Source organism: Bradyrhizobium sp. HKCCYLRH1030 (assembly GCF_051168395.1).
GTDB lineage: Bacteria > Pseudomonadota > Alphaproteobacteria > Rhizobiales > Xanthobacteraceae > Bradyrhizobium.
The window spans coordinates 598,939-624,281 of the sequence record NZ_JBNPUY010000003.1; the positions used below are offsets into that span (position 1 = coordinate 598,939).

Genomic DNA, 25,343 nt, shown 5'->3' on the forward strand with positions numbered 1-25,343 from the left:
GTCACCGATGCACCTGCTGGCGACAACGGGCGCGGATCTCGACGACCTCGAACAGGCCGTGGATCTTGCACAGTCGCCGGCCGAGATCGTCGTGCTGTCGTTCTCGGACACCGACCTGTCGGCGCTGGCCGAAGCCTGGACCGTGTCGTCGGATGACCTGCCGAGCCTGCGCCTCGCCAGCTTGAAACGGCTGAAGCATCCGATGTCGGTCGATCTCTATGTCGACCGCGTCGTGCTGGGCGCGCGCGCCGTCGTCGTGCGCTGTCTCGGCGGGCTCGACTATTGGCGCTACGGGCTGGAGCGCATCGCATCGGTCTGCCGCAGCCGCCACATCCTGTTCGCGGCACTGCCGGGTGACGATCGCGCCGACGACAGGCTTGCTGAGCTCTCGACCTTGCCGCAGGACGCGACCTCGCGTCTCTACGGTTATCTGCACGAGGGCGGGGTCGGCAATGCGCGCGAGGCCCTGCGCTATCTCGCGACGCTGCTCGGGCGCGACGCGCAGTTTGCCGAACCGATCGCGATCGGTTCGATCGTCGGCTTCATGCCCGATCGCGGAGCCGTCGGCATCGATGATCTCTGCAGCCATGATGATGCGCGGCCGAGCGCGCTGATCGTGTTCTACCGTGCGAGCCTGCTCGCTGCCGATACGGCCGGGATTGCTGAGCTGATGCGGGCGATCGAAGCCAAAGGGCTGGCGGCAGTCGCGGTCGCGGTGACCAGCCTGAAGGATCCCAATATTGGGGATGCACTGGCGCGACTCGTCCAGCGCCGGCGTCCTGCGATCATTTTGAACGCCACCGCGTTCTCGGCGCTGCGCGACGACGGCACCACGGTGCTCGACGTGGCCGATGCACCAGTTCTGCAAATCATCCAGGCGCAGAGCACGGAAGAGGCCTGGGCCTCGTCGGTGCGCGGACTGTCGCCGACGGACCTTGCGATGAATGTCGTGCTACCGGAGCTCGACGGCCGGCTGTTGGCGCGCCCGATTGCGTTCAAGGGCGAGGCGCCGGCGGATGAGCGTCTGCAGTTCAGCGCGATGCGCTATGTGCCTCAACAGGACCGCATTGCTTACGTCGCGCAACTGGCGGCGCGATGGGCGCAATTGCGGGGGCTGCCGGCCAGCGAGCGGCGCGTGGCGCTGGTACTCTCCGATTATCCGTCGCGCGGCGGGCGTTGCGGCTACGCCGTCGGTCTCGACACCAGCGCAAGCGCAGCCGCCATTGCGCGGTTGTTGGCGGAGGCGGGGTACGATATCGGCCGTGTAGCGCCGACTGCGGACGATATCGAAACGCTGCTGCGGGACGAGGCAGATCAGCTCGTGGTGCCGCTCGCGGCCTATCGGTGTGCTCTGGCGCCGTTGCCGGACGATCTGCAGCGTGCGCTACATGACATCTGGGGAGAGGCGGAAGCGGACCCGGCGTTCCGGGATGGCGCCTTCCATTTTCCGGTGCTGCGTGCGGGAAAACTCCTGATCTTGTTGCAACCGGATCGTGGCAGTCGCGCCGATCGCAAGTCCGGTTATCACGACACCAGCGTGCCGCCGCGGCACGCCTATGTCGCGCTCTATGCATATCTGCGAGAGGCCGAGCGGATCGATGCGCTGATCCATCTTGGTGCGCATGGCACGCTGGAATGGCTGCCGGGCAAGGCGCTGGCGCTGTCAAATGCGTGCTGGCCCGAGGCCGTACTGGGCCCGCTGCCGGTGATCTACCCCTTCATCGTCAACAATCCCGGCGAAGCGATGCAGGCCAAGCGGCGGTTGTCGGCACTGACGCTCGGGCATCTGACGCCGCCGCTGTCGCAGGCCGGTCTGCACGGATCCCTGCTGGAGCTGGAGGGGCTGGTCGAGGAATATGCCGAGGCGGATGGCCTCGACAAACGCCGCCTGAAACTGCTCGAGGAGGAGATCGTCGCGCGGGCCTGGCAGGGCGGCCTGGCCGCCGATTGCGGGCTCGACCGTGCCATGACCGGACGCGAGGCGATCGCGCAGCTCGACGCGCAGCTCTGCGACATCAAGGAGCTCGCGGTGCGCGACCGCCTGCACGTGTTTGGGGAGGCGCCCGACACGGCGGCGACCGCCCTGCTGGCCGATGCGATCACGGCGGCGATGGGGCAGGCGGTGACGGTCGATCGCGCCGACATCGCCGCACGGATCGCCGCGAGCGCTGCGGCCGAGCGCAGCGCGTTGCTCGCCGCGCTCGATGGCCGGCGCGTTGCTGCCGGTCCCGCCGGAGCGCCGAGCCGCGGCCGTCTCGACGTGCTGCCCACGGGCCGCAATCTGACCGCGATCGATCCGCGCGCGATCCCGACCCGGACCGCGGCCCTGGTCGGCGTACGCGCGGCTGATGAGGTGATCCGGCGCTATTTGCAGGATCATGGCGACTACCCGCGCGCGCTCATGCTCGATCTCTGGGCGTCCGCATCGCTGCGCACGGGCGGCGACGATCTGGCCCAGGCCTTGGCTTATCTCGGCGCGCGGCCGCGCTGGGACCTCAACTCCAATCGGGTCACCGGCGTCGACGTGCTGCCGTTGGCGATGCTCGACCGCCCGCGCATCGATGCGACGCTGCGGATCTCGGGGCTGTTCCGCGACCTGTTCGAAGCGCAGATCGCGCTGTTTGATCTCGCCGTGCAGAAGGTGGCGTCACTCGACGAGGACGATGCCGACAATCCGCTGGCCGCGGCACGGCGGCGCGGCGAGAGCCTGGCGCGCGTGTTCGGCGGCGCACCCGGCAGCTACGGCGCCGTTGCCGCCGACCTCGCGCTCGGGATGGACTGGACGAGCCGGTCGCAGCTCGGCGAAGCGTATCTTGAGAGCACCGCTTACAGTTTCGGCGGAGCGCATGACGGCGTGTCGGCCTCCGACACGTTCCGCGCCCGCGTCCGTAGCGCCGATGCCCTCGTGCATCCGCAGGACGATCGTGAGCGCGACCTCCTCGATGGCGAGGAGGTGGCCGATTTCGCCGGAGGCTTCGCAGCCGCTGCAGCGTCGCTCGGCGCGTCGCCCGTACTGCTGCATCTCGACACCAGCCGTCCGGAGGCGCCCGCGGCGCGGAGCTTCAGCGAGGAGATTGCCCGCGTGGTGCGCGGCCGTCTCACCAATCCGCGCTGGATCTCGGGAATGCTCGCGCATGGCTATCGCGGCGTCGCCGAGATCGCGCAGGGCGTCGACGCGCTCTACGCCTTTGCGGCTACCTCCGACACCGTTGCCGAGCACCTGTTCGATCTGGCGCATGGCGCGCTGCTGCGTGACGAGGCCGTGCTGGACGGCATGACCGCACGCAATCCCGCGGCCGTCGCCGCGATCGTGGCGCGATTCGAAGACGCGCTGCGTCGGCAGCTGTGGGTGCCACGCCGAAATGCCGTCGCCGATGAGCTTGCGCATGCCCGCACGCGCCTGACGCAAGCGGAGAGCGCGTCATGACCGCCTCGGTCGAGATCAAGGGCTGGTGCCCGGGCGCGCGGCGGCCGATGCCGAGCGGCGACGGCCTCATCGTTCGTGTCCGGCCGCATGGCGGCGCGTTGCCGGTGTCGGCGCTGCGTGAGCTTGCCGAGGCCGCTCGGCGCTACGGCAACGGCCAGATCGACCTCACGCGCCGCGCCAATCTGCAAATACGCGGCGTATCGTCCGAGACGCTCGCGCCGCTGTGGGAGCTGATGGCATCGCTCGGCCTGCTCGATGACAGCGCCGAGCTCGAGGCCATCCGCAACATCGTCGTCAACCCGCTGGCGGGACTCGACCCGGCCGAATGGGTCGACATGCGCCCCGTCGCCGCCGAGCTGGAGACGCTGCTGGCCTCGGATCAGGCGCTCCATGCGCTGCCGCCCAAGTTCGGCTTTGCGCTGGACGGTGGCGGCAGGCTGCCGCTGACCGGGCTCGCCGCGGACGTTCGTCTCGTCGCCTGTGGTGGTACTGAGGCGAGGCGGATCGCCGTCGGCATTGCCGGTTCAAACGACTATGTGTGGCTGGGAACGGCAGCCGTGACCGACGCGGCGTCGACGGCCGTTCACCTCGCGCGGCTGGTGCTGCAACACAGCCCGACGCGACGTTCCGCGACGTTGCCGCCGCAAGCGAGCGCTGCCATCCGCGCCGAACTGGGCCTCGATGTTTCAAACGCCGTCGCGACGGCGTCGGCAACCATTTCGCAGCGACGTTGCGGCGTCATCGCTCTGACGGATCAAACCTGCGCCGTCGGTCTCGGCGTGCCGTTCGGCCGCATTGATAGCGGCACGCTGGCGCGGCTTGCGGCCATGCTTGCGGCACACGATGTCGCCGAGGTCCGCTTGTCACCATGGCGCGCGCTGTATGTCGCCGCGGGTGCCGTGATCGCGGAGCAACTGGCGGCGGATGCCGCCCGGCTCGGTCTGGTCGTCGACGATGCCGATCCACTGATGCGCATCGACGCCTGCTCGGGCGTCGGCTGCTGTCCATCGACCGGACTGGCGACGCGACAGCATGCCGGCCTGCTCGCGGATGCGATGGCTCGGACCGGATTCAACGGCACGCTGCACGTCTCCGGCTGCGCCAAGGGCTGCGCACGCTCGGCAGCCGCGGACGTCGTGCTGGTCGGCGAGGGCGAAGGTTATCACGTCGTCCGCAACGGCACGGTGAAGAGCGAGCCCTGCGGCATGCTCGATCCCACCGAGATCGACGTCGACGGGCTGTTCGAAACGAAAGAAAAGGCCGATGTCTGAGCTGCGCGACTACATCAAGGACGGCGCGGAGATCTATCGCCGCTCGTTCGCGACCATCCGCGCCGAGGCCGATCTGTCGCGCTTCCGCGGACTGGAAGAGAAGATCGCCGTGCGTATCATCCATGCCTGCGGCATGGTCGAGATCACCTCCGACATCGCGATGTCCGAACACTTCGCCACCGCGGCGCGGGAGGCGCTCGATCGTGGCGCGCCGATCCTGTGCGATGCCAAGATGGTGGCGCAGGGGATCACGCGGGCGCGGTTGCCGGCGAGGAACGAGATCATCTGCACGCTCGATGCGCACGAGGTGCCGGCGCTCGCCGCGCAGCTCGGCACGACCCGATCCGCAGCAGCGCTGGAGCTGTGGCGGCCGCATCTCGGCGGCGCCCTGGTGGCGATCGGCAATGCGCCGACGTCGTTGTTTCATCTGCTCGACATGCTCGATCAGGGCGCGCCGCGACCGGCGGCGGTGATCGGAACGGCTGTGGGGTTCGTGGGAGCCCGCGAGTCCAAGGAGGCGCTCGCGGCCGATGGTCGGGTACCGTATCTGATCGTCAAGGGCCGCAAGGGCGGCAGCGCCATGGCGGTTGCTGCGGTGAATGCGATCGCGAGCGACGTCGAATGAGCCTGCTCGACACCATCGCGGGCTCGGCCGATCCGGGTACGCTGTACGGCATCGGCGTCGGTCCAGGCGACGTTCGCTATCTGACCTTGCGCGCCGCTGGTCTGGTTCGGTCCGTCGACGTGGTGGCGTTCTTTGCCAAGCGCGGCATGGAAGGCAACGCGCGACGGATCGTGGCGCCGTTGATGGAATCCGGCCGCCACGAGCTGCGGCTCGAATATCCGGTCACGGAGGAATTGCCCGTCGCCGACTTGTCCTATCAGTCCCAGATCGCCGATTTCTACCGGCGCGCGTCGGAGAGCATCACCGCGCATCTGGCGGCGGGGCGATCGGTCGGTCTGCTGTCCGAAGGCGACCCGTTCTTCTACGGCTCGTTCATGCATATGTGGCGGCGGCTCGAGCGCGATCATCCGGTCGAGGTCGTCCCGGGCGTCACCGGCATGTCCGGCTGCTGGACCAAGGCCAATGTTCCCATCACCTGGGGCGACGATGTCCTGTCCGTGCTGCCGGGCACGCTGGGCGAGGACGTCCTGCATGACCGGCTGACGCGTTGCGAGGCCGCCGTCATCATGAAGGTCGGGCGCAACCTTGCTAAAGTGAAGCGCGCGATCATCAGCGCCGGATTGCTCGATCGCGCGCTCTATGTCGAGCGCGGTACGATGGAAGCGCAGCGTGTCGCGCCGCTGGCCGAGGTGGAACTGGACCGCGGCCCCTATTTCTCGATGATCCTGATCCCCGGACAAGGGCGTCGGCTATGACGGGTACGCTGACGATCGTGGGCGTCGGCCCGGGGCGGGCCGAACTGATCACGCCGGCCGCCGCGGCCGCCATCGCAGGCGCGACCGATCTGATCGGCTATGGACCGTATCTCGACAGGGTGACGACGACGAGTCCGGGTCAAATCCGGCACGCCAGTGACAATCGCGTCGAGCTCGACCGCGCCCGCCACGCACTCGGGCTCGCAAGCGACGGCAAGCAGGTCGCGGTGGTGTCGGGCGGTGATCCCGGCGTGTTCGCGATGGCCGCGGCGGTGTTCGAAGCGGTCGAGGCGGGACCGGCGGCGTGGCGTGACCTCGACATCCGCGTCGAGCCTGGTGTCACCGCGATGCTGGCGGCGGCGGCCGAGGTCGGGGCGCCGCTCGGTGGCGACTTCTGCGCGATCTCGCTGTCCGACAATCTCAAGAGCTGGACGACCATCCGCCGCCGCCTCGAGGCGGCTGCCGCCGCCGACTTCGTCATCGCGCTGTATAATCCGCTGTCCAAGGCGCGACCTCATCAGCTGGGCGAGGCGTTCGCGCTGTTGCGGCGGATCAAGCCGGAGTCGACCGTCGTCGTCATGGTGCGGGCCGCCGGCAGTGGTGATGTCCGACGGATCATCACCACCTTGGGCGAGGTCGATCCCGGCAAGGCGGACATGCGAACGCTCGTGCTGATCGGATCGACCGCCACGCGCCTGATCGCGCGCGAGGGAAAGGCGCCGTTTGTCTATACGCTGCGCCGCGAGGTCGAGGGCGGCGCATGAGCCAGTCGTGCCTCCAGCCATTGCAACGCGGCTCGCGCGCCGTCCAGCGCGACGCCCTGCGGCTTGTCGGGTCGGGCGATCATCACCACGGGAATCGCGAGCCGCCGCGCGGCTGCGATTTTCGGATAGGTCGCGGCGCCTCCGGAGTTCTTCGACACCACGAAGGCGATGCGCTCCTGGATCAGAAAGGCTTCCTCTGTCGCCTCGTCGAACGGCCCGCGATCGTGGACGAAGCGAATGTCGGGCGGCAACGCGACGTCGCCAGGCGGATCGATGGTTCGCGCGACGTAGTGATGCTGCGGGGCTGCTGCGAAGGCTGCGAGCTCCAGGCGCCCAAGACTGAGGAACACACACGCCGGATCTGCTCCGAGCGCGGAAGCCGCGTCGTCGGCACTGCTGACCTCGATCCAGCGGTCGCCGGCCTGACGTTGCCATGCCGCGCGCCGGATCGACGCCAGCGGCACCGACAGCGCATGGCAGGCTGCAACCGCATGTCGCGAGATCTGGTCGGCGTAGGGATGCGTGGCATCGACGACGGCGTCAATTGCATGATCGCGCAGCCAGGCTTCGAGTCCGGCGATGCCGCCGAAGCCGCCGATGCGCGTCGGCAGCGGCTGCGGTTTGGGCGAAGCGGTGCGGCCGGCGAGCGAGAGCGTCGCTGCGAACCGGTCGTCGCCGGCGAGCAGCTTCGCCAGCTCCGAAGCCTCGGTCGTCCCGCCGAGAATGAGGATGCGCATGCGGGGCAGGGTCCATGGTGAACTCGGCCGCAACTTGCAACGCGCAGCGCTGGCTGTCCATCGTCGGGATTGGCGAGGATGGTGTTGACGGTCTCTCAACGTCTGCACGACGTCTCATCGCGCAGGCGGCGCTCGTGGTCGGCGGCGCGCGCCATCTCGAGCTTGCGGCGCCGTTGATTGCGGGGGAACGGCTGGCCTGGCCCAGCCCGCTGAAGCTCGCGTTCGACCAGATCGCGGCGCGACGGGGAGAGCCCGTCGTCGTTCTCGCAAGCGGCGATCCTTTCAACTACGGCGTCGGCAAGCAGCTGATGCAGCGTTTCGCGTCCGCCGAGATGCTTTGCGTCCCGCAGCCCTCGGCCTTCAGCCTCGCAGCGGCACGGCTCGGCTGGCCGCTGCAGGATGTGACGCAGGTGACGCTGCACGGCCGCCCGCTCGAAGGGATCATCCGCCATCTCGCGCCGGCGGCGCGCATTCTGGCCCTGGCCTGGGACGGTTCCACTGCCGCACGGCTCGCCGCGCTGCTGACCTCACGCCGCATGGGACGCTCGCGCCTGACGGTGCTGGAAGCGATCGGCGGCGCGCACGAACGGGTGCGCAGCGCGTCGGCCGACGCGTTCGATCTCTCTGATATTCATCCGCTGACGACGATCGCGATCGATGTCGAAGCGGAGGTTGATGCGCCCGTGATCCCGCTGACCGCCGGTCTTGCCGATGACCTGTTCGAGCATGACGGCCAGTTGACCAAGCGCGAGCTCCGCGCCGTGACGTTGTCGGCCCTGGCGCCGCGTCCGGGCGAGCTGTTGTGGGACGTCGGGCTGGGCTCGGGTTCGGTGGCAATCGAGTGGCTGCTGCGTCATGGCTCGTTGCGCGCAATCGGCATCGAGGCGCGCCAGGACCGGGCCGACCGGGCGATGCGCAACGCGCTGGCGCTCGGCACTCCCGAGCTGACACTGGTGACGGGGCGCGCGCCAGCGGTGCTGGCGGATCTCGAAACGCCGGATGCGGTCTTCATCGGCGGCGGCATTTCGGAAGCGGGGGTGTTCGAAGCCGTCTGGTCGCGGCTGAAACCCGGCGGCCGCCTCGTCGCCAACGTGGTGTCGCTCGAAGGCGAGACGCGGCTGAGCGCGTTGTTCGGCCAGCATGGCGGTGAACTGATCCGCATCGCCGTTTCGCGCATCGAGCCGGTTGGCCGCATGCATGGCTGGCGGCAGGCCATGCCGATCACGCAGTGGCGGGTGACGAAGCCATGATCGCGCTCGGGATTGGTTGCCGGCGTGCCGCCGACGTCGCAGATATAGAGGCGGTCATCGCGCATGCGCTCTCGCTTGTGCGCCTCGCGCCCGCAGACGTGGCGGTGCTCGCCACTGCGGCTGACAAGGCCAGTGAGCCTGGCGTGATCTGCGCCGCGCAACGGCTTGGCCGTCCGCTCGTCGCCATCGCCTCTGCTGACATGGCGGCTGTTGCCGATCGCGCGATCACGCGGAGCGATCGCGTCAGGTGCTTGAAGGGTGTACCTTCGGTTGCCGAGACGGCGGCGCTCGCTGCCGCCGGCGTGAATGCCCGACTGATCCTCGTGCGCGTCGCAAACGCCGTAGCGACCTGCGCGGTGGCGGAGGGCGACGGCGCCATTGTTGCGGAGCCTGCCTCATGACGGTGCATTTCGTTGGCGCGGGTCCAGGCGCGCCGGACCTGATCACCTTGCGCGGCCGCGACCTGATCGCGCGCTGCCCGGTGTGTCTCTATGCGGGCTCGCTGGTCCCTCGGGCGCTGCTCGATCATTGTCCACCCGGCGCGCGTATCGTCGACACGGCACCGATGTCGCTCGACGAGATCGTCGCCGAAATCGAGCGCGCCACGCTCGCGGGCGAAGATGTGGCGCGACTGCATTCCGGCGATCTCTCGATCTGGAGCGCGCTCGGCGAGCAATTGCGGCGCCTCGATGCGTTGCGGATCCCGTACACGATCACACCGGGCGTGCCGTCGTTCGCGGCGGCTGCCGCCGCGCTTGGCCGCGAACTGACCTTGCCGGGCCTCGCCCAATCGGTGGTGCTCACGCGGACGTCCGGCCGCGCGTCGGCCATGCCGGAGACGGAGCAGCTCTCGCTGTTCGCGCAGTCGCGCGCCACGCTCGCCATCCATCTCTCGATCCACGTTCTCGATAGAGTCGTTGACGAGCTGCGGCCGCATTACGGCGACGACTGCCCGGTGGCGATCGTCTATCGCGCGAGCTGGCCGGATCAGTTGGTCCTGACCGGCACGCTGGCGACGATCGTCGGACAAGCCGCGGCTTCCGCCGTGGAGCGGACCGCGCTGATCCTCGTGGGCCGCGCGCTCGCAGCCGAGGATTTTCGCGACAGCGCGCTGTACGATACCGGCTATCAGCGGCGCTTCCGCGGGAGGGGCGAATGAGCCGGTCCCTGACTTTGTCCCACCAGCCGGCCGTCACGGTCGAACACGGCGACGTCGAGGACCATGTCGTTGTCGCCCAGCGCACGCCGCGCCGTCTTCCAGGCGGCGAGCGCGACGGCCTCGCCGGCGGGAAATCCGACCCGCTCGGCCTCCTGCAGCACCTGCAGCGCGGTGTTGGCCGTGCGTGCGCTCGTGACCAGCGTGGCCGGCGCCCCCGCGTCATGCAGCGTGTTCGCGAGCCAGCCGAGATCGACCTCGCCGGCGCGCGAATGCAGGTCGAGCAGGCCCTGGCCGAGCTTGGTCATCTTGGCGAAGCCGCCGGCCACGGTGACGCGGGCGACCGGATGCCGGCGCAGATATTTCAACATGCCGCCGGCGAAATCGCCCATGTCGATCAGCGCCGTCTCCGGCAGGCCATGGAGCTGCTGCACGGCCTTCTCGGACGTGCTTCCCGTCGCGCCGGCGATGTGCGGCAGGCCAGCCGCGCGCGCGACGTCGATACCGCGATAGATGGAGTGGATCCAGGCAGCACAACTGAACGGCACCACGATTCCCGTGGTGCCGAGGATCGACAGGCCGCCGACAATGCCGAGCCGCGGGTTCAGCGTCTTCCTGGCGAGCTCCTCGCCGCCGGGAATGGAGATCTCGACGGCCACATCGCGCGCCGCGCCGAGCGCGGCAGCGGCCTCATTGATCGCCGCCGCGATCATCTCGCGCGGCACCGGATTGATCGCAGGTTCTCCCGGCGGCAGCGGCAATCCCGGTCGCGTCACTGTGCCGACGCCGGGGCCGGCGCGGAACGTCACGCCGGACTTGTCTGCACCGCGCTGCAGAGTCGCTTTGACCAGCGCACCGTGCGTGACATCGGGATCGTCGCCGGCGTCCTTGACGACGCCCGCGGTTGCCTTGGTGCCGTCGGTCTCATGCATCGCGATCGCAAAGCCGACGCGACGTCCGCCGGGCAAGGCGATCTCGACCATGGCAGGACAGTTGCCCGTGATCAGCAGCTCGTAGGCGGCGCGCGCCGCAGCCGTGGCGCAGCTGCCGGTCGTCCAGCCACGCTTCAGCGGTTGGTTCGGCGGATCCGCAGTTTCCTTCATGTCCGTTCGCATAGCACATTTTGCCAAGCCTCGGCGGCGTTGCGGCCATGACCATGGTGGCGCCCAACGGAATCATCGTCGCCGCGCCGCGTTCCGGCGCCGGCAAGACGACGGTCACGCTCGGGCTCTTGCGTGCGCTCAGCCGGCGCGGCGCGCGCGTGCAACCCTTCAAATGCGGCCCGGACTATATCGATCTTGCCTATCACACGGCCGCTGCAGGACGGACGAGCTACAATCTCGACGGCTGGGCGATGTCGGCGCGGCAACTGCTCGGGCTTGCCTGCAGCGTTGCCGCCGACGCCGATATCGCCATCATCGAGGGCGTCATGGGCCTGTTCGATGGTGCGTCACATCCCGGGCGCGCGGGCAGCGGCTCGGCCGCGGATCTCGCAGCCCTGACCGGCTGGCCAGTCGTGCTCGTTCTCGATGTCAGTGGGCAGACCGAGACGGCCGCCGCCGTCGCGCTCGGCTGCGCGCGTTTTCGCGACGATGTTCGCGTGGCCGGGGTGATCCTCAATCGGGTCGCGAGCGAGCGCCACCGAGCGCTCATCGAGCCGGCGTTCGCGGCTATCGGAATCAAGGTCCTCGGCGCTCTGGCGCGGGACGCGCAATTGACCTTGCCGGAACGTCATCTCGGCCTGGTCCAGGCCCAGGAGATCACGGCCATCGAGGCCCATCTCGAGCGTCTCGCGGCCAGCTTGTCTGGATCGGTCGATCTCGACGCGCTGCTCGCTCTCGCGAACCCGATCCGCGCGCCCGATCTGGCGGCGCAGACATCCAGCCTCGGCCTCAAACCGCCCGGACAGCGCATCGCGTTCGCAGCAGATGCCGCCTTCTCGTTCAGCTATCCGCACCTCCTCCGGCACTGGCGCGCTCAGGCCGCGGAGACCATTCCGTTCTCGCCGTTGAACGACGAGGCTCCCGATCCCGCAGCCGACGCGGTCTGGCTGCCAGGCGGCTATCCCGAATTGCACGCGGGACGGTTGGCCTCGGCGCGGTCGTTCCTCGATGCGTTGCGCGCGATGGCGTTACGCGGCGTGCCGATCCACGGTGAGTGCGGCGGCTACATGACGCTGGGGACAGGACTCGAGGATGCTCACGGTGTCCGGCATGCGATGGCCGGGCTGCTGTCGCTGGAAACGTCGTTCGCGCGCCGCCGTCTGCATCTCGGCTATCGTCAAGCGACGCTCTTGGCCGACTGCAGTCTCGGCGGAAGAGGGGCCGTCGTTCACGGTCACGAATTCCACTATGCAACCATCCTGAGCGAGGCAGACGATCCGCTGATCGCGTGCCGCGATGCGTCGGGCGGCGTCGTCGCCGAGCGCGGCGCCCGGCGCGGGTCGGTGACCGGATCGTTCCTGCACGTCCTGAGCGGGGAGGGCGCATGAGCGAGCCAGGCCGAAGCCCTCCGCAGTTCGACGCGACATTCCGGCAGCGCTTTGCCGAGCTGGTGCGCTGGCGTCGCGACGTCCGCCGTTTCCGCGCCGATCCGGTCTCCCCAGAGCTGATCGAAAAGTTGCTCGCGCTCGCGTCCCATGCGCCATCCGTCGGCTTCTGCCAGCCCTGGCGGTTCGTGCTCGTCGAGAGCCCTGAACGCCGCGCGACGGTCATCGAGAACTTCCAGCACGCGAACCAGGCCGCGCTCGCCGGCTATGATGGTGAGCGCCGCGCGCTCTATGCAAGGCTCAAGCTGGAAGGCTTGACGCAGGCGCCGGTCCATCTCGCAGTCTGTGCCGACGAGGGCGCTGCCACCGGTCATCGTCTCGGCCGCGCCACGATGCCGGAAACGCTCCGCTACTCGGTGGTGGCCGCGATCCAGACGTTCTGGCTGGCAGCGCGCGCGGAAGGTCTCGGCGTCGGCTGGGTGTCGATCCTGGACCCGGCGGCTGTCTGTCGTGAACTCGAGTTGCCGTCCGAATGGAGCCTGATTGCGTATCTCTGCGTCGGCTGGCCGCAGGAGGAGCATGACGATCCCGAGTTGGAACGTCACGGCTGGGAAACGCGGCTCGACCAGACCGTGATCAAGCCGCTCAAGCGCTAGTCACGATGCGAGCGCCAGCGCCGGTGCGTCAACCGTCATCGGCTCGCCGACAGCGTCCGCGGCGCGCATGAGCTGAAACCGTGTGCCGTGCAGGTTGAGGGTCAGTGGAATGCCGCGGAAATCGTCGTGAAAGGCGCGGATGCGGCGCGCCATTTCGGCCGGATCGATGTCGACGGGCATGTCGCACATGGCGGCGTACATCTGCCGGGTGCTCTTCGCGCCGCTCCAACCGGTGCCGAGTGCCGGCAGCGGGCCGGCATGGCAGGCGAGGTCGCGCGACATCCGCCAGAACAGATAGGCGAGCCGCACGAACGTCATCTGCTCCAAGCCGCGGACATCGACGCCTCGCGGGATGTCGAACGTCTCGACACCGACGATCGCGCCGCAGTCGACCCGGGCCTCCATCGCATGGGCCGTCGCGCCGAAGCGCGTCGCACCGTCGTACATCGCGAAATGGGCCGGTGCCCAGCCGGGATAATCCGGCGGGCCCGGATGAAAATTGTAGGCGCCGTGGCCGACCGCCTGAAGGATGGCGGCGGGCACGATGACGCCGGTCGTGAAGGCAAGCAGGCGGGATCTGCCGAGCACGTCGCGCTCGATGGCTTCGATGTCCTGCAGGCTGACCGCGAAACGGAATGCGAGGGCAGGGTTGTGCGCCCGCAGGAGCTCCGACAATGCGAGCTGCTGGTCGCGGCTGCCGGTGAGAAGGATGATGGTGTCGAACATGATTTGTCCTGGCTGGCGTCAGTGGCGATGGGCGTTGAAGCTGGCGGGCCGGCGCGTCGCTTCCGAGGCGGCGGTGGCGGCGAACAGATCCGCCGGCAGTTCCTGACCGGGGATGATCTCGAGCACCATGTTGTCGGCCAGCAAAGCGGCCTCCCTCGCGATGCGAACCTCCGGCGGCCACGAGCACAGCGAAAGCTCGAGGCGGCCAAAGCCGCCGCAATCGGCGACGAAGGCGCTGGTCAGCCTCTCGATGCTGTCAGCCGTTGCGCGTGCGCTACTGCGTTCGACGTCGCGCAGGATGACCGTGATGCCCCGGTCGGACTTCACTCTCGAGCGCACCACGAGCAGCGACTCCAGCGCGCCGACGCGCCCAGCCCGCCGCGGCGACCGCGCCACCTCGGCGAAGTCCGGGTCGGGACCAAGATCAGCCTTGGTCGGCTTCAGATTGTGCACGATCGTCGCGTTGCGGACCCCGGCTTCCCCTGCAACGGCATGAAAGCTGCGGGGAAGCCAGACCGTGTCGAGCGCGATCTGAGACGTTACCGCACTCCAGGCCTGGTCGATCAGATAGCCGCCCCAGACATCGGGGTATGACGAGGCGATCTCGCGCCAGGTCGTCAGCATTGTCTCGGCCGCCTTGGAGCGACCGAAATAGAGGGTACGCGCCGACATCTCCCAGCCGTTCCACTTATGGACGGCGAAGTCGCAGCCCGTCAGATGAGGAAGGTCCGGGGCGGCTTGAAACATCACGTCGGCCTCGACGTACAACAGCGGCTCGCGGTGACGCTGCCACATCCGCGCGATGAAGTCGGCCTTGTCGGCAGCGCTCAGACGCTCGCCGGGGCGTCGATCGATCGCCTCGATGTCGAATGGGAGCCCGAACCGCTGCAGCGAGCGCCTGAGATGATAGACGTGCAGGTCGCCGACCGTCGTTGGATGGCAGGACACGACACGCATCGCAGTTGCGGGTGCCGCCTCCGGAGCAGGCCAGTCGCGGCCGCCCCACCACAATTCATGCGGACCGTCGGCTGAGGTGCCGACGGTACCGAACGCGGTCAACTTGGATTTCAGGAAATCGAACGCAGGATTTTCGCCGAAGGGGATGACCACGGCGTCATACGTTGTCAGCGAGCCATGCAGCAGTTCGGCACCCGCGCCCGTCGGCGGGTCGAGCAGGACGACCGTACGGCCACGGCCAAGCGATGGACGGTCGCCGCAGTGAATCGGCGGCCCGAACGTCCGCGACAGCCATTGTAGACGACGACCTTGCTGCTGACCGAGCTTGACGCCGAGAGCGCGCAGGGCTTGCACCGGGTCGTCGTCAATGGTCTTCGGGTCTTGTCGCGTCATGCCGGGTCCTCCTGCACAATCAAACGGACCACGTCAGCCAATCAGGCGCGTCGATCGCGCATGTGCTTGCGCCGATGACTTGCGATGATGCGCGTAGGACGAGGCTCTCAACACGGAAAACGCGAACTTCGTTTCGCAATGTTGCCGGGCGCGCCGCTCGAAACCCCAACGGTTGAATCGACATCGTGATTGCAGAAGCGGAAGTACGAGCATTCGCGTCCGGTCTGATCAAGTTAACCAGCACTGACGTGAGCGATTGGGCGCGCAAAAGCGATCGCTGTGCGGATCCCGCGCTTCACGCTGATACGTTGAACGCAACTCCGCTCCGGAGAGTCTGTATCGATCGAAACATTCAGCAACATTCGGTGACGCTATGGACATCGATGGACATCCAGGCATGTGTCGATGGCGCGCGACGCATCACGTCGTTCGCTCCATTTTGTCGCGTCATCAGCAACTACAACGTACGAACGCGACAGATCAGGCGCGTCATGTCGCAAAAATCGTCACGCGATTCAAAAATCGCGTCTGCGGCAACTGACAGAGTCGAAAAATGAGATAATTTCGTCGAGGTGATTCGGAAAAAATTGCCGAGCGAGATGATCGTTTCGCAAGAATTCCGGACCTTGCGCGAGCGCGGATTTGGCGTGCGCGGTACGCATCCACGGATGCTGTTAGTAAGCGTTGCAGCTCGCGTTTTCTGCTGAATTCGTCTTCCGGAATGAAATCCCCGCCATGCCGAACATCGGCCTTTCCTCCTCAACGACCGTCGAGCGCTCGATCCGCGTGCGGCAGAATTTGCCTGTCCCTAGGCAAAACATTCCATCTAACTACCTGAAAAGTCACAAAAAATCTTCGCCTGCTTCTCTCGATCGCAGCGTTCAACGATCGGAAGCCGTCTGCGAACTGCGTAGTCGGCATTGCGGGTTGGAGATTCGGAAATGAGCTACGCGCTGGACGTCTGGGCCCCGGCCGATGGCGTATCTTCGAAGGAGCCGGAGGCGCCGGACGTTGCGACGCTGCTGTCGAGCGAGTCGGCCAGCACCGTTCCCGACTCCGCGCCGCCAGGCGAGGCTGCGATCTTTGACGAGGACAAGGATCTGCTCGACCGGCTGGCCACCGGAGAGGAACTCGCATTTCGTCTCCTCGTCGAGCGCCACATCGACCGCGCCTATGCGATTGCGTTGCGCATCGTCGGCAATGCTGCCGATGCAGAGGACGTCGTGCAGGATACGATGTTGAAGGTCTGGACGCACCGCGGGCGGTGGCAGCACGGCCGCGCCAAATTCTCGACCTGGCTCTATCGCGTCGTCAGCAACCGCTGCATCGACATCCGGCGCAAGCCGCGGACCGAGAATGTCGATGTGGTGCCCGAGGTTGCGGACGGCAAGCCGGATGCAGTGAGCGTCATCGAGCGTGCGGAACTCAGCGACCTCCTGGAGGGAGCGATGCAGCGGCTTCCGGAACAGCAACGGATCGCTGTGATCCTATCGTATCACGAGAACATGAGCAACGGCGAGATCGCCGAGGTGATGGACACGACAGTGGCCGCCGTGGAGTCGCTGTTGAAACGGGGACGCCAGCATCTGCGCGACATGCTGCGGCGTCACGAGCGCGACATTCGCGGCGCCTTCACGGATTGCTAACCATAAAAATCCCGTCGCGGGAGAATTCCCGCCTGATTCCCGCAGGCGCTTCCGTTTGATCGGTCAGACGGGGCCGATCCGCACCGTCAGTCCTTCCACGATGCGGCGTGCTTTGCCGATCACTCAGGAGTCCTCACCGTGCCCGCAATTTCCACCAACATCGCCGCCAACTCCGCCGTCCGCTACCTGAACATCAACTCCAACCAGGAGACGAGCTCGCTCTCCAAGCTGTCGAGCGGTTCGCGCATCACGTCAGCCTCGGACGACGCGGCCGGTCTCGCCATTTCGACGCGTATCTCGTCGGACATCACCACGCTGCAGCAGGCTGCGACCAACACGGCGCAGGCGACGTCGATCCTGCAGACCGCGGATGGTGGCGCATCCAACATCAGCGACATCCTGGCGCGCATGAAGTCGCTGGCCTCCGAGTCCGCATCGGGCACCACGGTCGGAACCAGCCGCACCTACATCCAGTCGGAATTCTCGCAGCTCACCAGTGAAATCTCGTCGATCGCGACCGGAACGCGCTATAGCGGCCAGAGCCTGCTCGACGGCACCAGCACCTTCTCGTCGGGCGTCTCGGTCCTGGTCGGCTCGTCCGCGTCCGACACCATCAACATCACGCTGTCGGATCTCACCGCGAGCACGCTCGGCGTCTCGTCGCTCGACGTCAGCACCCAGACCGGCGCGACCGCAGCCTTGACCGCTCTCGACACCGCGATCGACACCGTGTCGAAGGCCCGCGCCGACATCGGCGCGCAGGAGTCGCGCTTCAACTTCTCGGCCGACTCGATCTCCACGCAGACGCAGAACCTGCAATCGGCCAATTCCGCGATCAAGGACGTCGACATCGCGTCCGAGCAGGCGAAGCTGTCGTCGGCGCAGGTGAAGACCCAGGCCGCGGTGTCGGCGGAAGCCGCCGCCAACCAGATCCCGCAGTACCTCCTGAAGCTGCTGGGCTGAGCCGTGATCTGCCGGGCCGGCGCCTCGCCGGTCCGGCTTCTTCCTTGGAGGACGACGACGGATGACGGTGAGCAGCGCAACCTCGAGCACGAGCAGCACGACGTCGTCGTCTTCATCATCGTCGACGAGCTCGAGCAGCTCGCTCACGACGTCGGGCACGAGCACGACGAGCACGATCGACTGGACCGCGCTGATCGAGTCCGCCGTCAATGCCAAGCTCACCCAGGCGACCCAGATCTCGACCAAGATCACGGCCAATGAGGCCAAGATCACGGCGTATCAGACGCTGCAGACCACGCTGAAGACGCTGTCATCGGGATTGTCGTCACTGGCGACGTCGATGGTGAACTCGCTTGCGACCAACGCCTTCGCCACGCGGGCCGCCACCATCAGCGCGACCGGCGACGTCAGCGCCTCATCGGCTCTGTCGATGTCGGTGAGCAACGGAGCCGCGACCGGCAGCCACACGCTGACGATCAGCCAGGTCGCCACGGCTCACAAGGTGACGGGTACGACGCAGTCGAGCCAGACCGCGGCACTCGGCTATTCCGGTACGTTCTCGCTCGGCCTGTCCGGGGGCAGCACGGCCGACATCACCATCACCAGCGGCATGTCGCTGCAGGATGTCGTCGACGCGATCAATGCCCAGAGCTCCACGACCAATGTCGAGGCGTCGATCGTCCAGGTATCGAGCGGGTCCTATCAGCTGGTGTTGACGGGGACCCAGGATGCCGCGGACATCACCTATGCAAGCTCGTCCGGGGACGACGTCCTCAACAAGCTCGGGGTGACCGACAGCTCGGGAGCCTTCGCGACGGTGCTGCAGACCGCGCAGGCAGCGGAATTCACGCTCGATGGGATCAGCCTGACGCGCGATACCAACGACATCACCGACGTTCTCAGTGGCGTCACCTTCGACCTGCTGCAGGCGACCCCGTCCGGAACGACGCTGACCGTCACCATCGGGACGGACACGAGCCAGATCTCGTCGGCATTGCAGACATTCGTTACCGACTACAATGCATTCCGCGATGCCGTGATCGCGCAGCAGACCACCAATTCAGACGGGACGGCGTCCTCGAGCTCCGTCCTGTTCGGCGACGGCACCATGCGCGACATCATGAATTCGCTTCAGGCCGTGCTCGGAACCTCGGTCGGCGGGTTGACGATGGCCGACCTTGGCCTGTCGTTCAACGAGAAGAACGAGCTCGAACTCGATACCAGCACGCTGTCGACGATCCTCAGCACCAATCTGAGCGGCGTGACGACGTTGTTGTCGGCGCAGACCAAGACCTCGTCGAGCCAGCTCAGCGTGGTCAATACCGGGTCGTCGCCGCAGTCGTTCACCCTTGACCTGACGGTGGATTCGTCGGGAAATCTTTCGGCGGCGTCCGTCGGTGGCGACAGCTCCCTGTTCACGGTGAGCGGCAACACGATCGTGGGCAATTCCGGGACCATCTATGCCGGGATGGCCTTCACCTATGCCGGCTCGACGTCGCAATCGATCACCGTGACCTCCACACAGGGGCTCGCGACCCAGATCTACCAGATCGCCAAGACCGCATCATCCAGCACGGGATCGCTGCAGACGCTGATCGACAATCTGAGCTCGCAGGACGACACGATGCAGGCCAAGGTCGATGACATCAAGAGCTCGGCCTCCACGTTCCAGACGCAGCTTACGGCGCAGTACGCCAAATATCAGGCTGCGATCGAGAGCGCCAACAACACGCTCACTTATCTGAAAGCCCTTCTCAACGCGAGTTCGAGTAACTGATGACCCAGAATTCGATGGCGCAATTCGCAAGTCAGGCCTATCGCGGCGCTGCGGTGGCCGTTCCGCCGCTGCGGGCCGTCATCATGCTGCTCAACGGAGCGATGATGAGCTTGCAGAAGTCGCTGCAGGCGCAGGAGGCTCGCCGCTTCGAGGAGGGGCACATCCATGTGACCCGGGCGACCGCCATTCTGCGCGGATTGAGCCTTCACCTCGATCCGACGCGCGGCGGGCCGGTCGCCGACCAGCTGTTCGGAACCTACAACGCCCTGATCGTGGCCGCGCTGCGGGCCTACGGTCGACCTCACATGCGCGAGAATTTCCAGCGGATCACCGGAAGTCTGCTGGAGCTGCGGGAGGCGTGGGAGGCTGTCGAGGCGGCAGCCCGGGGAAAGCGAGCGGCCGGTGATTCGGCCAACCCTCGGTAGCTCTGGCGAATCAGGCCCCTGCCGCACCGCGGAAATCTTGGGAAACGGATCAGAAACGGGCTGCATTGTCTCCCGTTTCGGTATCCAGTGCGGCCTCGCGTGCATACGGCTCCCGAAAAGTACGGAGTTTTCCGTGTCCGGTTGCGGTCGATCGCCACAATTGCCGATATCAATTTCGTTCGCGGGCTGAATGCTTTATGACCAAGCTGGAAGCGCTGGATTGGGCGGACGATGGACGTCAGGGAATTCGAGGATCTGATCGGCAGGCTGGGTGAGGACATCTCGCGCTGGCCAGCGGAGCAGCGTCAATCAGCTGCTGATCTGCTTGCATCCTCTCCCGAAGCCGATCGATTGCTGTCCGAGGCACGTCTTGTTCGTGAGGCGCTGTCGTCGCCGCCGGCGCGTGCACCCGCGGGCTTGACGTCGCGCATCCTTGCTGCGGCCCATCGCCTGACCCAAGAGGAAGCGGCAACCGCCCCGGCCGACGCCCACCAGCCTGGCTGAGCCCTAGCCAGGGCCGACCTTGGGCGGCTACGCTTTGGCCGGTTGGACTTCGGCGCTGGAACCGCAACACTATCGCATCTGTCATCTCGCTCAATCTGTCGAGCTCGCTTGCGCGCGAATCCAGGCGCCCGAGTGCGGCGACGGCGAGCCGTCGCGCCGATGCAGATCGGGGCCTCGCACCAGGCGATTTTTGCCCACTCAGCGCAACCGCGCGGCGGCAAATTCTGCCGTCGGATCAACTAATTCGACCGACTAATTATGCGCCTGGAATCGGCGCTCCGGCCGTTTGATCAGCAAACGCCTTCACGACCGCGTGGTCGTGCTGTGTCCCGCCGCCGTTCGCGGCGCGAGCCGGAGTTCTGCCATGACCGTTTCTGCCGCGAGTTCGTCGACTGCGACCACCTCATCGACCTCATCATCCAGCGATACATCGCGTACGACGCTCAGCTCGACCGACTTTCTTCAGCTCCTGGTGAGCGAACTCCAGAACCAGGATCCGCTCAACGCGACCAGCGTGACCGACTTCATCAACCAGATGACGTCTTACGCCAACTACACCTCGCAGCAGTCGCTCAACAGCAGCATGACCTCGCTGGCCGGCTCGTTCTCGAGCCTGGTGACGCTGAATTCGGTGAACTACATCGGTCACACCGTCGAGGCGAAGAGTGACACCGCCGTTCTCTCGAACGGCTCGGCGACGTTCGGCTATTCGCTGTCGTCGGCAGCGTCGAACGTTTCGATCTCGATCAAGGATTCCTCCGGAAGCACGGTCTGGACCGGCACCGGGACCGGCAACAAGGGCACCAATTCGATCACCTGGGACGGCACCGATTCCAGCGGCAATCAGCTCAGCGACGGCGGCCAGTACACGATCTCCGTGACGGCGACGGACTCCGCGGGCACCTCGGTCCTCAACTACACGACGGTCACCGGGACCGTAACCGGCATCGACACCTCGACCAGCACGCCCTCGCTCACCGTCGGCGGCGTTCCTGTCAGCGCCAGCAACATCATCGGCGTCACCTCCTGACGGCATTACCTGGAGTACAATCATGAGTCTTTCTGGAGCCCTGTCATCGGCGATCTCGGCGCTCAATGCGCAGAGTTCGTCGCTCGCCATGATCAGCGACAACATCTCCAACGCCGATACGACCGGATACAAGACCACCTCCGGCCTGTTCGAGCAGCTGGTGACGGCATCGAGCAGTTCGAAAGCCTATTCCTCGGGTGGCGTCTCGGTCTCCGGCCGTGCCAACATCACGCAGCAGGGGCTGCTGGCCGCCACTACCAACGCGACCGACGTCGCAATCCAGGGCTCGGGTTTCTTCGTCGCGACCAACTCGACTTCGGCCGGAGGCGAGACTTTCTACACCCGCAACGGCGCGTTCACCACCGACAATGCCGGCTATCTCGAGAACGACGGCTACTATCTCGAAGGCTGGCGCACCGATGCGACCGGCAACGTGGTCGGCAACGGCCTCGAGCCGGTCAATACGAAGGTGGCGCTGACGAATGGTGGGGCGACGACCAAGACGTCGCTTGCGGCCAACCTGCCGGCCGATGCCGCGAGCGGAGACACCTTCAGCAGCTCGATGACCGTGTACGATTCGCTGGGGCAATCGCACACGCTCAACGTCACCTGGACCAAGGGGGCGACGGCGAACGAATGGACCGCTGATTTCGCGCCGGCGACGGCGTCGGACGGCACCGTGACGAGCGGCACCTATACGATCGATTTCAACTCAGATGGTTCGCTCAGCACGGTATCCTCGACCAATCTCGGTATCACCTGGAACAACGGCGCCGCGGCGAGCTCGATCGCGCTCAGCTTCGGCACCACCGGCGGCGGTACCGACGGCCTGACCCAGTTGTCGTCCGGCAGCACGACGCCGAGCGTCTCCAACTTCAGCGCCAATTCCGATGGCATCTCGTTTGGCACGCTGAGCAGCATTTCGGTCGGCAAGAATGGTCTCGTCGAGGCGACCTATTCCAACGGACAGACGGTTCCGATCTACAAGCTCGCGGTAGCGACCTTCGCCGATCCCAATGGTCTCGTGGCGCATAGCAGCGGCATGTACACGTCGACGGCGACGTCGGGCAATGCGACCCTGCAGGCGTCCGGCGAGAATGGTGCAGGAACCATCTACGGCAGTGAGCTGGAATCGAGCACGACCGACACCACGGGCCAGTTCAGCAACATGATCTCGGCTCAGCAGGCCTATTCGGCGGCATCGCAGGTGATCTCGGCCGTCAACAAGATGTACGACACGCTGATTTCGTCGATGAGGTGATCATGGCCGACCTGAAGAGGGAGCGGCTCGGCGAGGGCGAGGCTCTGCTGAAGAGGCTGCAGCGGCTGAGACTGCGCGCTGCGACCGCCGGCAAGGACGACCGCGCGCAACTGCTGGCCTTGATCGACGATATCGAAACGGTCCGACGAAAGCTGCTCCGTGAATGCGCGCTGCTCGACGAAGAGCTCAAGGTCGCCACCGTGAGGGTGACGGCGCTGAATACCTACGCCCGTGTCGCGCAGATCAGCCGCCGACCGCAGCGTGAACAGTAGGATGGGAGCGACAGGATGAAACACGCAATTCAGGCCGATCAGCGGCCGGCCAGCGAAGATGAAGTGCGGACCTTGATCGCGCTGATCGACGAACTCATCGCGGTGGTGTCGGAGGAGAATGCGGAGCTTGCCAAAGGGCTCCCGGCCTCGCGTTCCAAGCAGCTCGACGACAAGAATCGGCTCGCCGGGCTGTTTGAGCAGCGGGTCGCCGAATGCGCCAGGCGAACGGCGAGCCTCGACGTCCGCGACCGTGTGCTGCGCGAGCAGCTCATGGAGCACATCTTCAACCTTCGTGGCGCGATGGACGAGAACCTCGTTCGGCTGCGGGCTGCGATCGAAGCCAGCAATCGTCGCATCGAGGCGGTGATGCAGGCGATCCGCGAGCAGATCGCGAATGCCTCGCCCTATGGCGCCGGTGGACGTCGTACCGCGCGTGCGACGTCCTGTGGAACCAACGTGAGGGCGTGATGGCCAGCCAACAGCGGGAGTAGGGCAATGTCGCTCGACATAGCACGGCTGGTCGCCTTCAGCGGCATCTCGGCCACGGAGCTGCAGATCAGCGTGGCGTCGTCGAACATCTCGAACGCCGACACGAAGGGGTATACGCAGAAGACGGCCAACCAGGTCACGAACGTGACCGGCGGAATCGGGACCGGCGTTTCCATTACCGGCATTTCGAGCAATGTCGACAAGCTGCTGCTGAAATCCTTGATCGGAGCCAATTCGGAGCTCGGCGCGGCCGACACCACGAACAACTATCTGACGCAACTGCAGCAGCTGTTCGGCAGCGCGTCCACATCCGGCACCTCGACGACGGGAACGTCGCTGGCAAACTCGCTGGCATCGCTGGAGTCCGCCTTGTCGTCGCTGGCGAGCTCGCCCAGCAGTGTTTCGCTGCAATCGGCAGTCGTCAGCGCGCTGGATGACTTCGCCAGCCAGCTGCGCAGCACGTCGAGCGGTGTGCAGACGTTGCGGGCCAACGCCGACAAGGACATCGCGTCGTCGGTTCAGAGCGCCAACGACGACCTGCAACAGATCGCCGATCTCAATGTCGAGATCCGCAAGATGGCGGCGTCCGGCCAATCGACCGCCGATCTCGAGGACGAGCGCAATGCCGCGTTGCAGGACCTTTCGTCCTATATGAACGTCAGCTACTACGCGGCGTCGAACGGCGACCTTCAGGTCTATACCTCGTCGGGGCGAGCTCTCGTCGACAGCTCGGCGCACACGCTGAGCTATACGGCCTCGGCGAATGTCTCGGCGGCGTCGAGCTATGCGTCCGGCGGCTTCAGCGGCATCATGGTCGACGGCGTCGACGTCACGTCGCAGATCACGTCGGGCAAGATCGGTTCGCTGGTCACGTTGCGGGACGAGACCCTGCCGGCCGCGCAGACCCAGCTCGATCAGCTGGCCTCGCAGCTGAAATCGTCGCTGAATGCGATCACCAATGGCGCATCGGCCGTTCCACCTCCGACCGCTCTGACCGGGTCGGCGAGCGTCAGCAGTACGACGGCCCTGTCGGCGTCCGGAACGGTCCGCATCGCCGTGGCTGACCAGAGCGGCAATCTCGTTTCGTACGAGGATCTCGACCTGTCGTCCTATGCGACGGTGGGCGATCTGGTCACGGCGCTCAACGGCATCTCCGGGGTCTCTGCCTCGATCGATTCCAGCGGACACATGTCGATCAGCGCCACGTCGTCGTCGAACGGCATCGCGATCAACGACATGACCAGCGCGGTCGGCGGCAGCGGCTTCTCCGACTATTTCGGCATGAATGACCTCGTCACCGGCACGAGCGCCGCCAATTTTGCCGTCAACAGCAGCATCCTGAGCGGCGCGGCCGGTTTGCCCACCGGCACGCTCGACGGCTCCGCGACGTTGACGACCGGCAGCCAGGTGCTGACGGCCGGCTCGGCGACGGTCATCGACGCGCTCGTTGACAAGCTGACCGGCTCGACCAGCTTCGCCTCGGCTGGCGGCCTGAGCGCAACGACCGGCTCGTTCGCCGACTACGCCGCGGCGATCGTCGCCAATGTCGCCAGCAAGGCGTCGCAGGCCTCCACTGCCTACACCGCGAAGTCGACGGCCCAGTCGAGCTATGCCAGTTCGCTGTCCTCGCAATCGGGCGTCAACCTCGACGAGGAGACGGCGCGGCTGAGCTCGCTGCAGAACAAATACGCTGCCGCCTCGCAGCTGATCTCCGTGGTCAACAGCATGTTCTCGTCTCTGCTCACTGCCGTGCAATCGACCTAGTCCGGAG

The 25,343-nt window shown here is 66.3% G+C and carries 24 protein-coding genes; 20 read left to right on the forward strand and 4 right to left on the reverse strand.

The features are described 5' to 3' along the window. Nucleotides 1-7: 7 nt before the first annotated feature. Genes cobN through cobJ form a run of 5 tightly spaced genes read left to right on the forward strand, consistent with a single transcriptional unit; the run spans nt 8 to nt 6,842 of the window. Nucleotides 8-3,427, forward strand: coding sequence for a cobaltochelatase subunit CobN (gene cobN, locus ACQR1E_RS12930; protein WP_316192278.1), 3,420 nt, complete (start codon nt 8-10; stop codon nt 3,425-3,427). After that, nucleotides 3,424-4,698: a precorrin-3B synthase gene (gene cobG, locus ACQR1E_RS12935; RefSeq protein ID WP_316192277.1), complete on the forward strand. Its 1,275-nt coding sequence runs from the start codon at nt 3,424-3,426 to the stop codon at nt 4,696-4,698. Before cobN ends, cobG begins: the two co-directional genes overlap by 4 nt. Continuing rightward, nucleotides 4,691-5,323 (forward strand): precorrin-8X methylmutase, encoded by a 633-nt coding sequence (locus ACQR1E_RS12940; protein WP_316192276.1) that lies wholly within the window; start codon nt 4,691-4,693, stop codon nt 5,321-5,323. The genes cobG and ACQR1E_RS12940 overlap by 8 nt, the downstream gene beginning before the upstream one ends. Continuing rightward, nucleotides 5,320-6,078 (forward strand): precorrin-2 C(20)-methyltransferase, encoded by a 759-nt coding sequence (locus ACQR1E_RS12945; protein ID WP_315718438.1) that lies wholly within the window; start codon nt 5,320-5,322, stop codon nt 6,076-6,078. Before ACQR1E_RS12940 ends, ACQR1E_RS12945 begins: the two co-directional genes overlap by 4 nt. Next, nucleotides 6,075-6,842, forward strand: coding sequence for a precorrin-3B C(17)-methyltransferase (gene cobJ / locus ACQR1E_RS12950; RefSeq protein ID WP_316192274.1), 768 nt, complete (start codon nt 6,075-6,077; stop codon nt 6,840-6,842). Before ACQR1E_RS12945 ends, cobJ begins: the two co-directional genes overlap by 4 nt. On the opposite strand, the gene ACQR1E_RS12955 is transcribed toward cobJ, so the two are convergent. Next, complete coding sequence (locus tag ACQR1E_RS12955) at nt 6,806-7,579, reverse strand: cobalt-precorrin-6A reductase (RefSeq protein WP_434863553.1); 774 nt, start codon at nt 7,577-7,579, stop codon at nt 6,806-6,808. The two genes, cobJ and ACQR1E_RS12955, sit on opposite strands and share 37 nt — an antisense overlap. Before the next feature lie 14 nt (nt 7,580-7,593). Between ACQR1E_RS12955 and cbiE the strand changes: the two genes are divergently transcribed. The 3 genes from cbiE to cobM are packed head-to-tail and all read left to right on the forward strand — an operon-like array spanning nt 7,594 to nt 9,988. Then, the gene (gene cbiE / locus ACQR1E_RS12960) at nt 7,594-8,829 is read left to right on the forward strand and encodes a precorrin-6y C5,15-methyltransferase (decarboxylating) subunit CbiE (RefSeq protein ID WP_315718441.1); all 1,236 of its coding nucleotides are present in this window, start codon (nt 7,594-7,596) and stop codon (nt 8,827-8,829) included. Next, nucleotides 8,826-9,230, forward strand: a complete 405-nt coding sequence (locus tag ACQR1E_RS12965) for a cobalamin biosynthesis protein (RefSeq protein ID WP_315718442.1) — start codon at nt 8,826-8,828, stop codon at nt 9,228-9,230. The genes cbiE and ACQR1E_RS12965 overlap by 4 nt, the downstream gene beginning before the upstream one ends. Further along, on the forward strand, nt 9,227-9,988 hold the full coding sequence (gene cobM, locus ACQR1E_RS12970) for a precorrin-4 C(11)-methyltransferase (RefSeq protein WP_315718443.1): 762 nt from the start codon (nt 9,227-9,229) through the stop codon (nt 9,986-9,988). Before ACQR1E_RS12965 ends, cobM begins: the two co-directional genes overlap by 4 nt. Here the strand turns inward: cobM and ACQR1E_RS12975 are convergent. Beyond that, nucleotides 9,958-11,088: a cobalt-precorrin-5B (C(1))-methyltransferase gene (locus tag ACQR1E_RS12975; protein WP_315718444.1), complete on the reverse strand. Its 1,131-nt coding sequence runs from the start codon at nt 11,086-11,088 to the stop codon at nt 9,958-9,960. The genes cobM and ACQR1E_RS12975 overlap by 31 nt on opposite strands. A 47-nt stretch (nt 11,089-11,135) precedes the next feature. Here ACQR1E_RS12975 and ACQR1E_RS12980 point away from each other — a divergent pair, with 47 nt between their 5' ends. Then, nucleotides 11,136-12,476 carry a cobyrinate a,c-diamide synthase gene (locus ACQR1E_RS12980; RefSeq protein WP_316193994.1) on the forward strand — a complete coding sequence of 447 codons (1,341 nt, stop codon included), beginning with the start codon at nt 11,136-11,138 and terminating at the stop codon, nt 12,474-12,476. After that, on the forward strand, nt 12,473-13,129 hold the full coding sequence (bluB, locus tag ACQR1E_RS12985; protein WP_434897118.1) for a 5,6-dimethylbenzimidazole synthase: 657 nt from the start codon (nt 12,473-12,475) through the stop codon (nt 13,127-13,129). Before ACQR1E_RS12980 ends, bluB begins: the two co-directional genes overlap by 4 nt. Here the strand turns inward: bluB and ACQR1E_RS12990 are convergent, their stop codons facing one another. After that, entirely contained in the window at nt 13,130-13,855 is a 726-nt protein-coding gene (locus tag ACQR1E_RS12990) for a formyltransferase family protein (RefSeq protein ID WP_315718447.1), read from the reverse strand. A gap of 18 nt (nt 13,856-13,873) precedes the next feature. Then, nucleotides 13,874-15,205: a hypothetical protein gene (locus ACQR1E_RS12995; protein ID WP_434897119.1), complete on the reverse strand. Its 1,332-nt coding sequence runs from the start codon at nt 15,203-15,205 to the stop codon at nt 13,874-13,876. A 941-nt stretch (nt 15,206-16,146) separates the two neighbouring features. On the opposite strand from ACQR1E_RS12995, the gene ACQR1E_RS13000 reads away from it, so the two are divergent. From ACQR1E_RS13000 to flgK, 10 genes are all read left to right on the forward strand, one after another. Beyond that, complete coding sequence (locus tag ACQR1E_RS13000) at nt 16,147-16,851, forward strand: RNA polymerase sigma factor (RefSeq protein ID WP_315754502.1); 705 nt, start codon at nt 16,147-16,149, stop codon at nt 16,849-16,851. 138 nt (nt 16,852-16,989) lie between these two features. Next, entirely contained in the window at nt 16,990-17,814 is an 825-nt protein-coding gene (locus ACQR1E_RS13005; RefSeq protein WP_315718450.1) for a flagellin, read from the forward strand. 61 nt (nt 17,815-17,875) lie between these two features. Beyond that, complete coding sequence (gene fliD / locus ACQR1E_RS13010; protein ID WP_434897120.1) at nt 17,876-19,591, forward strand: flagellar filament capping protein FliD; 1,716 nt, start codon at nt 17,876-17,878, stop codon at nt 19,589-19,591. Then, nucleotides 19,591-20,016, forward strand: coding sequence for a flagellar export chaperone FliS (gene fliS / locus ACQR1E_RS13015; RefSeq protein WP_316166963.1), 426 nt, complete (start codon nt 19,591-19,593; stop codon nt 20,014-20,016). Before fliD ends, fliS begins: the two co-directional genes overlap by 1 nt. Before the next feature lie 231 nt (nt 20,017-20,247). Then, complete coding sequence (locus ACQR1E_RS13020; protein WP_315754497.1) at nt 20,248-20,520, forward strand: hypothetical protein; 273 nt, start codon at nt 20,248-20,250, stop codon at nt 20,518-20,520. Between the two features lie 364 nt (nt 20,521-20,884). After that, a complete protein-coding gene (locus ACQR1E_RS13025) occupies nt 20,885-21,550 on the forward strand; it encodes a flagellar hook assembly protein FlgD (RefSeq protein WP_434897121.1) in 666 nt (221 codons plus the stop codon). A 22-nt stretch (nt 21,551-21,572) separates the two neighbouring features. Continuing rightward, nucleotides 21,573-22,811: a flagellar hook protein FlgE gene (flgE, locus tag ACQR1E_RS13030; RefSeq protein ID WP_315769942.1), complete on the forward strand. Its 1,239-nt coding sequence runs from the start codon at nt 21,573-21,575 to the stop codon at nt 22,809-22,811. A 2-nt stretch (nt 22,812-22,813) separates the two neighbouring features. After that, nucleotides 22,814-23,083, forward strand: a complete 270-nt coding sequence (locus ACQR1E_RS13035) for a hypothetical protein (RefSeq protein WP_315754493.1) — start codon at nt 22,814-22,816, stop codon at nt 23,081-23,083. A gap of 15 nt (nt 23,084-23,098) precedes the next feature. Then, nucleotides 23,099-23,551, forward strand: a complete 453-nt coding sequence (locus ACQR1E_RS13040; protein ID WP_315718457.1) for a flagellar protein FlgN — start codon at nt 23,099-23,101, stop codon at nt 23,549-23,551. 27 nt (nt 23,552-23,578) lie between these two features. Next, nucleotides 23,579-25,336 carry a flagellar hook-associated protein FlgK gene (gene flgK / locus ACQR1E_RS13045; protein ID WP_434897122.1) on the forward strand — a complete coding sequence of 586 codons (1,758 nt, stop codon included), beginning with the start codon at nt 23,579-23,581 and terminating at the stop codon, nt 25,334-25,336. The last annotated feature ends 7 nt before the right edge of the window (nt 25,337-25,343 follow it).